Consider the following 6,122-nt stretch of genomic DNA (forward strand, 5'->3'; position numbering starts at 1 on the left):
ACTCCAAGTTGTAGACTATTAAAGAACTTAAAGGAGGTACACCATGACAGTCATTACAGAAACCTTTGATTTAAACAACGGCATTAAGATGCCTAAAGTGGGCTTTGGTACTTGGCAAACCCGCCCTGGCAAGGAAACCTATGATGCGGTCACTAACGCATTGAAGGCGGGGTACCGCTTCTTGGATACCGCTAAAGCTTATGAGAACGAACAAAGTGTCGGTGAAGCGTTAGCTGATTTCGACATCGATCGCAGTGAGGTCTTTGTACAAACGAAGCTACCCGGCGAAACGAAAACTTATGAAGGCACGTTACGGGACTTTGAAAGTAGTCTGAAGGCGTTGAACTTAGACTACGTTGATTCCTATATTATTCATGCACCCTGGCCATGGAATGATATGGGGTCAAATCACGATGACGATAACCGTAATGTCTGGCGCGCAATGCAAGAAATTTATGCCAGCGGTCGTGCTAAGTCGATTGGGGTGTCTAACTTTAACTCTCACGACTTACAAAACTTACTAGATTGGGACGGCTTAACGGTGACACCAGCCGTTGATCAGATTCAGTACTACGTTGGTCATACGCAACCAACCATTGTGAAAACTGCAGAAGATCACGGTATTGTGGTTCAAGCCTATTCACCATTGGCAACCGGTGGCTTGTTGAATAGTGCTAAGCTAGAACAGTTGGCTGGGCACTACAACGTGACAGTCTCACAATTAGCACTGCGTTACGTCATTCAAAAGGGCGCCGTTCCGCTACCGAAGGCCCGAGCAATGGCCCATGTTGAAGCAAACACCAAGTTGGATTTTGTCATCAACAATGATGATATGAAGACATTGGATGGGATTCAATCAAATGGTGGTTGGCATCCAGTTGGTGATTAATTGATAAAATCGGGTTTCGTCAACTGACGGAACTCGATTTTTAGGTTGGGTAGTTGTAAACCTTCCGACAAGTAATCAATCATTTTTATCAAATTGTGATTCAAAAAATTTGACTTGGAGTGGACTTCAACGTTTAAACTAGATTTATAGTCTGACGACCGAATAGTCGCCATTCAGATGTCGATAACGAATTGAAGGAGTTTGAAAGAGAGATTGAAATTAATTAATCAGCAAGTGATGGAGGGTGAACGGGCGCTATTTCAAGCCCACGACCTCCAGATTGAAAATAGTACGTTTCAAAATGGTGAATCACCACTCAAACATGGCCACCATTTAAAAATTGATCATACGCTGTTTAAGTGGAAATACCCGCTTTGGTACAGCGATGATATTTCGGTGACTCAGAGCACTTTGAAGGCGGGGCTCATGCGGGCATTTGGTACACCACGCATTTGACCATGGATCACGTGATGATTGAAGATACCAAAACGTTTCGGCATGCCGGCGATTTAAAGTTGAGCCACTTGACGATGAGTGATGCTAAGGAAACGTTATGGTGGTGTCACGATGTTCAACTTGATCACGTGACGGCAACTGGCGATTACTTTGGGAAGAACTGCGAAAACGTGGTTGTGAATGATTTGCAGTTGTCAGGAAACTACGCGTTTGATGGTGGTCGTAATATCGAAGTACACAATTCGACGTTTCAGACGCACGACGCCTTTTGGAATTGCGAAAACGTGACGGTTTATGATTCAACCCTGATTGGCGAATACCTCGCTTGGAATAGTAAGAACATCACCTTTATTAACTGTTGGATCGAAAGCGAGCAGGGGCTGTGCTACGTGGATCACCTGACAATGAAGAATTGCGCGTTGGTCAACACTAACTTGGCTTTTGAGTATTGCAGTGAAATCGATGCTGAGATTACGACGACGATTGACAGCGTTAAGAATCCAGTGAACGGGCGAATCAAAGCGCCAGCGATTGGTGAAGTGATCTTTGACGATCCGGCAATTCAGGCAAGTCAGACGCAAATTCAAACTCGGAGGCAATCAGCATGAGTGATGCATTTTCAGAAATGATCGATCGGCAACACACGAATTCCGTGAAGTGGGACGTGGCGGATGGCGAACTGCCAATGTGGGTCGCCGATATGGACTTTAAAACGGCGCCAGCATTATAACGGCACTCAGCCAAACGGCTCAGCAAGGCATCTTTGGTTATCAAGAAGTTCCTCAGGCATACTTTGACGCGGTTAAACGGTGGTACCAAACGATGCACCACTGGCAGTTAGACACGGAATGGTTGATTTTTGCGACCGGTGTCGTGCCAACGATTTCGTCTGCCGTTCGCCGACTGTCCAACGTGGGTGATAACGTGTTGGTTCAAGCGCCCGTCTACGATATTTTCTACCATTCGATTGAAAATAACGGGCGGCACACGCTATCCAGTGACCTCCAGTACGTTGATGGGCAGTACCAAATCAATTGGGCGGACCTTGAAGCAAAAATGGCGGCGCCACGAACGACGTTGATGATCCTATGCAACCCACATAACCCAATCGGGATTGTGTGGCCGGCTGAAACGTTGGGTCGAATCGGTCAGTTGGCAGCGGAAAATGGCGTTACGGTAATCTCGGATGAAATTCATGGTGATTTAACGGCGCCTGGTGTCGACTACATCCCGTTTGCGTCAGTTAATGACGTTAACGCGCAGCACAGCGTGACTTGTGTTTCGCCAAGTAAGACGTTCAACGTTGCGTCACTACATGCGGCAACCGTCATCGTGCCGAATCCGCAGTTACGGGCAATCGTGGATCGGGGACTTAACACGGATGAACTTGCAGAACCCAACACTTTTGCGATTCCAGCGACAATTGCGGCGTATACGCAAAGTGACGAGTGGGTCCTAGCGTTGCGGCAGCAATTACAGGCCAATAAGGATCAAGTTGCTAATTTCGTGGCCGAACAACTCCCACAATTACGGGTTGTTAAAGGCGACGCGACCTATCTGGTGTGGTTAGATATCAGTCAACTAAATCTACCGGCGACGCAGTTTAGTCAGCAGTTGCGTGCGCAGACGGGGCTGTTCTTATCTAACGGTGCTGAATATCGAGGAAATGGTGATCAATTCGTCCGCATCAACGTTGCATGTCCGGCAGAGCGATTGACGGATGGGCTCCAAAGACTCAAACGCGGTGTTGAGACGATTATTCGTTCGGCATAGACGTAATAGCTGAAAACACTCACGAAATTCACTCGAATTTTGTGAGTGTTTTTTTGATATCCTGCATAAAGATAATCATTTGATTTCTACAAGCATAAGGTCATTCAAACAGTTTCGATTTCGTTTTAAGTGGGATGGATTTAGTGAAAACGACTGAAAATTTGGCTGACAACTCAGAAGAGATTACCCGATTTCTTCCGAATTAGCGTTAAAAATATTAATTTTTGAAAGTCACGTGAAACCGTGATGTATCAATGGATTAGCGCCTTCGAAAAAAGAAAAATAAATAATTGGACCGTATCAATTTCAGAAATTGTTGACTTTTGTCGAAATATTGGTATTATTAGACAAGTACAAAATGGCTTTTGATGATTCACGTTAATTGTTTGAAAGACTGTATTTATTTACGAAGGAGTGTAATTTCATGGCAGTAGATTTCGATTCCAAGTCATACTTGGAAAAAGTTGATGCATGGTGGCGTGCCACAACGTACCTTTCAGGTGGTATGATCTTCCTGAAGAGCAACCCATTGTTCTCAGTAACTAACACACCAATCAAGGCAGACGACGTTAAGGTTAAGCCAATTGGTCACTGGGGGACTATCTCAGGCCAAACTTTCCTTTATGCTCACGCTAACCGTTTGATCAACAAGTACGGCTTGAACATGTTCTACATTGGTGGCCCTGGTCACGGTGGCCAAGTAATGGTTACTAACTCTTACTTGGATGGTACCTACACTGATGCTTATCCAGAAATCACGCAAGACCTTGAAGGTATGTCACGCTTATACAAGCGTTTCTCATTCCCTGGTGGGATTGGGTCACATATGACTGCCCAAACACCTGGTTCTCTCCACGAAGGTGGCGAACTTGGTTACTCATTATCACATGCTACTGGTGCCGTTTTAGATAACCCAGACCAAATTGCCTTTACGGTTGTTGGTGATGGCGAAGTTGAAACTGGTCCAGCTATGACTGCTTGGAACTCAATCAAGTTCTTGAACCCTAAGAACGACGGTGCCGTATTGCCAATTCTTGACGTTAACGGCTTCAAGATTTCCAACCCAACGCTCTTCAGTCGGATGAGTGATGAACAAATCACGAAGTTCTTCGAAGGTTTAGGCTGGTCACCACGTTTCCTTGAAAACGATGATATCCACGATTACATGACTTACCACGAAAAGGCTGCTAAGTTGTTTGATCAAGCTATCGAAGACATCAAGGCAATCCAAAAGGACGCCCGTGAAAACGGCCGTTACGAAGATGGCGAAATCGCTGCTTGGCCAGTTGTTATCGCTCGTTTGCCAAAGGGTTGGGGCGGTCCTACTCACAACCCAGCCGGCGAACCAATCGAAGATTCATTCCGTGCGCACCAAGTACCACTTGGCTTGAGCCAAAAGAACTTGAGCGAATTACCAGAATTCGAAGCATGGATGAACTCATACAAGCCAGCTGAATTGTTCAACGCTGACGGTTCATTGAAGGCTGAAGTTGCTGACTTTGCACCTAAGGGTGACAAGCGGATGGCAGCTAACCCAGTTGCTAACGGTGGTCGTGCACGTGGCGAAAAACCTGAATTGCTTGACTTACCTAACTGGAAAGATTACGCAAACGAAATCAACGAAAGCAACCGTGGGACTCAATTGCCAGATGGCAACCGTAACATGGATATGAACGTTCTTTCTACGTTCTTTGCTGGCGTTGCTACTAAGAACCCTAACTCATTCCGGATCTTCGGCCCTGACGAAACCATGTCAAACCGTCTCTGGGAAATGTTCAACATTACTAACCGTCAATGGATGAGCAAAGTTAAGGAACCAAACGACCAATACGAAGCCCCAGAAGGCCGTATCTTGGATGCTCAATTATCTGAACACCAAGCTGAAGGTTGGTTGGAAGGTTACACGTTAACTGGCCGTCAAGGGATCTTCGCTTCATACGAATCATTCCTTCGTGTCGTTGACTCAATGACTACTCAACACTTCAAGTGGATCCGTCAAGCTGCTGCTGAAGACTGGCGCAATGATTACCCATCATTGAACTTGATCTCGACTTCAACTGTGTTCCAACAAGACCACAACGGTTACACCCACCAAGATCCAGGTATGTTGACTCACTTGTCAGAAAAGAAGTCTGACTTCATCCGTCAATACCTGCCAGCTGATGGTAACACCTTATTAGCTGTCTTTGACCGTGCATTCACTGACCGTCAAAAGGTTAACCACATCGTTGCTTCTAAGCAACCTCGTCAACAATGGTTCTCAATCGACGAAGCCGAAGAATTGGCTAACACTGGTTTGAAGACCATCGACTGGGCATCTACTGTTGCTGAAGGCGAAGACGCTGATATCGTCTTTGCAAGTGCTGGTGTTGAACCAACCATCGAAACGTTGGCTGCTTTACACTTAGTTAACGAAGCCTTCCCAACTGTTAAGATGCGTTACGTCAACGTTGTTGAATTGGAACGTCTTCAAAAGAAGAACGGCCCATTGAACGACGACCGTGCCTTGACTGATGCTGAATTCAGCTCATTCTTCGGCGAATCAGGGACTCCTGTTGTCTTTGGTTTCCACGGTTACGAAGACTTGATCGAATCATTCTTCTACGAACGCGAACACTTAGGCTTACGTGTCCACGGTTACCGTGAAGATGGTGACATCACCACTGCTTACGATATGCGTGTCTACTCAGAATTAGACCGTTTCCACCAAGCTAAGGATGCTGTTAACACCTTGGCTGCCAAGGGTGCTATCGACGCTGCTGCTGCCGAAGCCTTTGACAAGAAGATGGATGACATCTTAGCTAAGCACTTCAAGGTTACCCGTGACGAAGGTCGCGATATTGAAGAATTTACTAAGTGGGCTTGGACGCCATTGAACAAGTAATTCTGAAATTTTAACATTAAAAGCTCTGTTGCCGGTCTCGGTGACGGGGCTTTTTTGCTAGTGTGCGGAGCGAGGCGGTCATAAAGCGACGTGTAGCGGTCTCTAAGTTAAACTACCGGG

The 6,122-nt window shown here is 46.0% G+C and carries 2 protein-coding genes and 2 pseudogenes; all 4 read left to right on the plus strand.

Features of this window, described 5'->3' with window-relative positions:
- Positions 1-43: 43 nt before the first annotated feature.
- The 4 genes and pseudogenes from JCM2765_RS05735 to JCM2765_RS05750 all read left to right on the plus strand — a co-directional run bounded on the left by JCM2765_RS05735 (position 44) and on the right by JCM2765_RS05750 (position 6,002).
- Positions 44-889, plus strand: a complete 846-nt coding sequence (locus tag JCM2765_RS05735; RefSeq protein WP_054734823.1) for an aldo/keto reductase — start codon at positions 44-46, stop codon at positions 887-889.
- A 213-nt stretch (positions 890-1,102) separates the two neighbouring features.
- A pseudogene (locus tag JCM2765_RS05740) lies at positions 1,103-1,953 on the plus strand (DUF3737 family protein).
- Positions 1,950-3,118 (plus strand): annotated as a pseudogene (locus tag JCM2765_RS05745) (MalY/PatB family protein). Before JCM2765_RS05740 ends, JCM2765_RS05745 begins: the two co-directional pseudogenes overlap by 4 nt.
- 424 nt (positions 3,119-3,542) lie before the next feature.
- Positions 3,543-6,002 (plus strand): phosphoketolase family protein, encoded by a 2,460-nt coding sequence (locus JCM2765_RS05750; protein WP_054734824.1) that lies wholly within the window; start codon positions 3,543-3,545, stop codon positions 6,000-6,002.
- The last annotated feature ends 120 nt before the right edge of the window (positions 6,003-6,122 follow it).

This window comes from Secundilactobacillus similis DSM 23365 = JCM 2765 (assembly GCF_001311075.1).
GTDB classification, from domain to species: domain Bacteria; phylum Bacillota; class Bacilli; order Lactobacillales; family Lactobacillaceae; genus Secundilactobacillus; species Secundilactobacillus similis.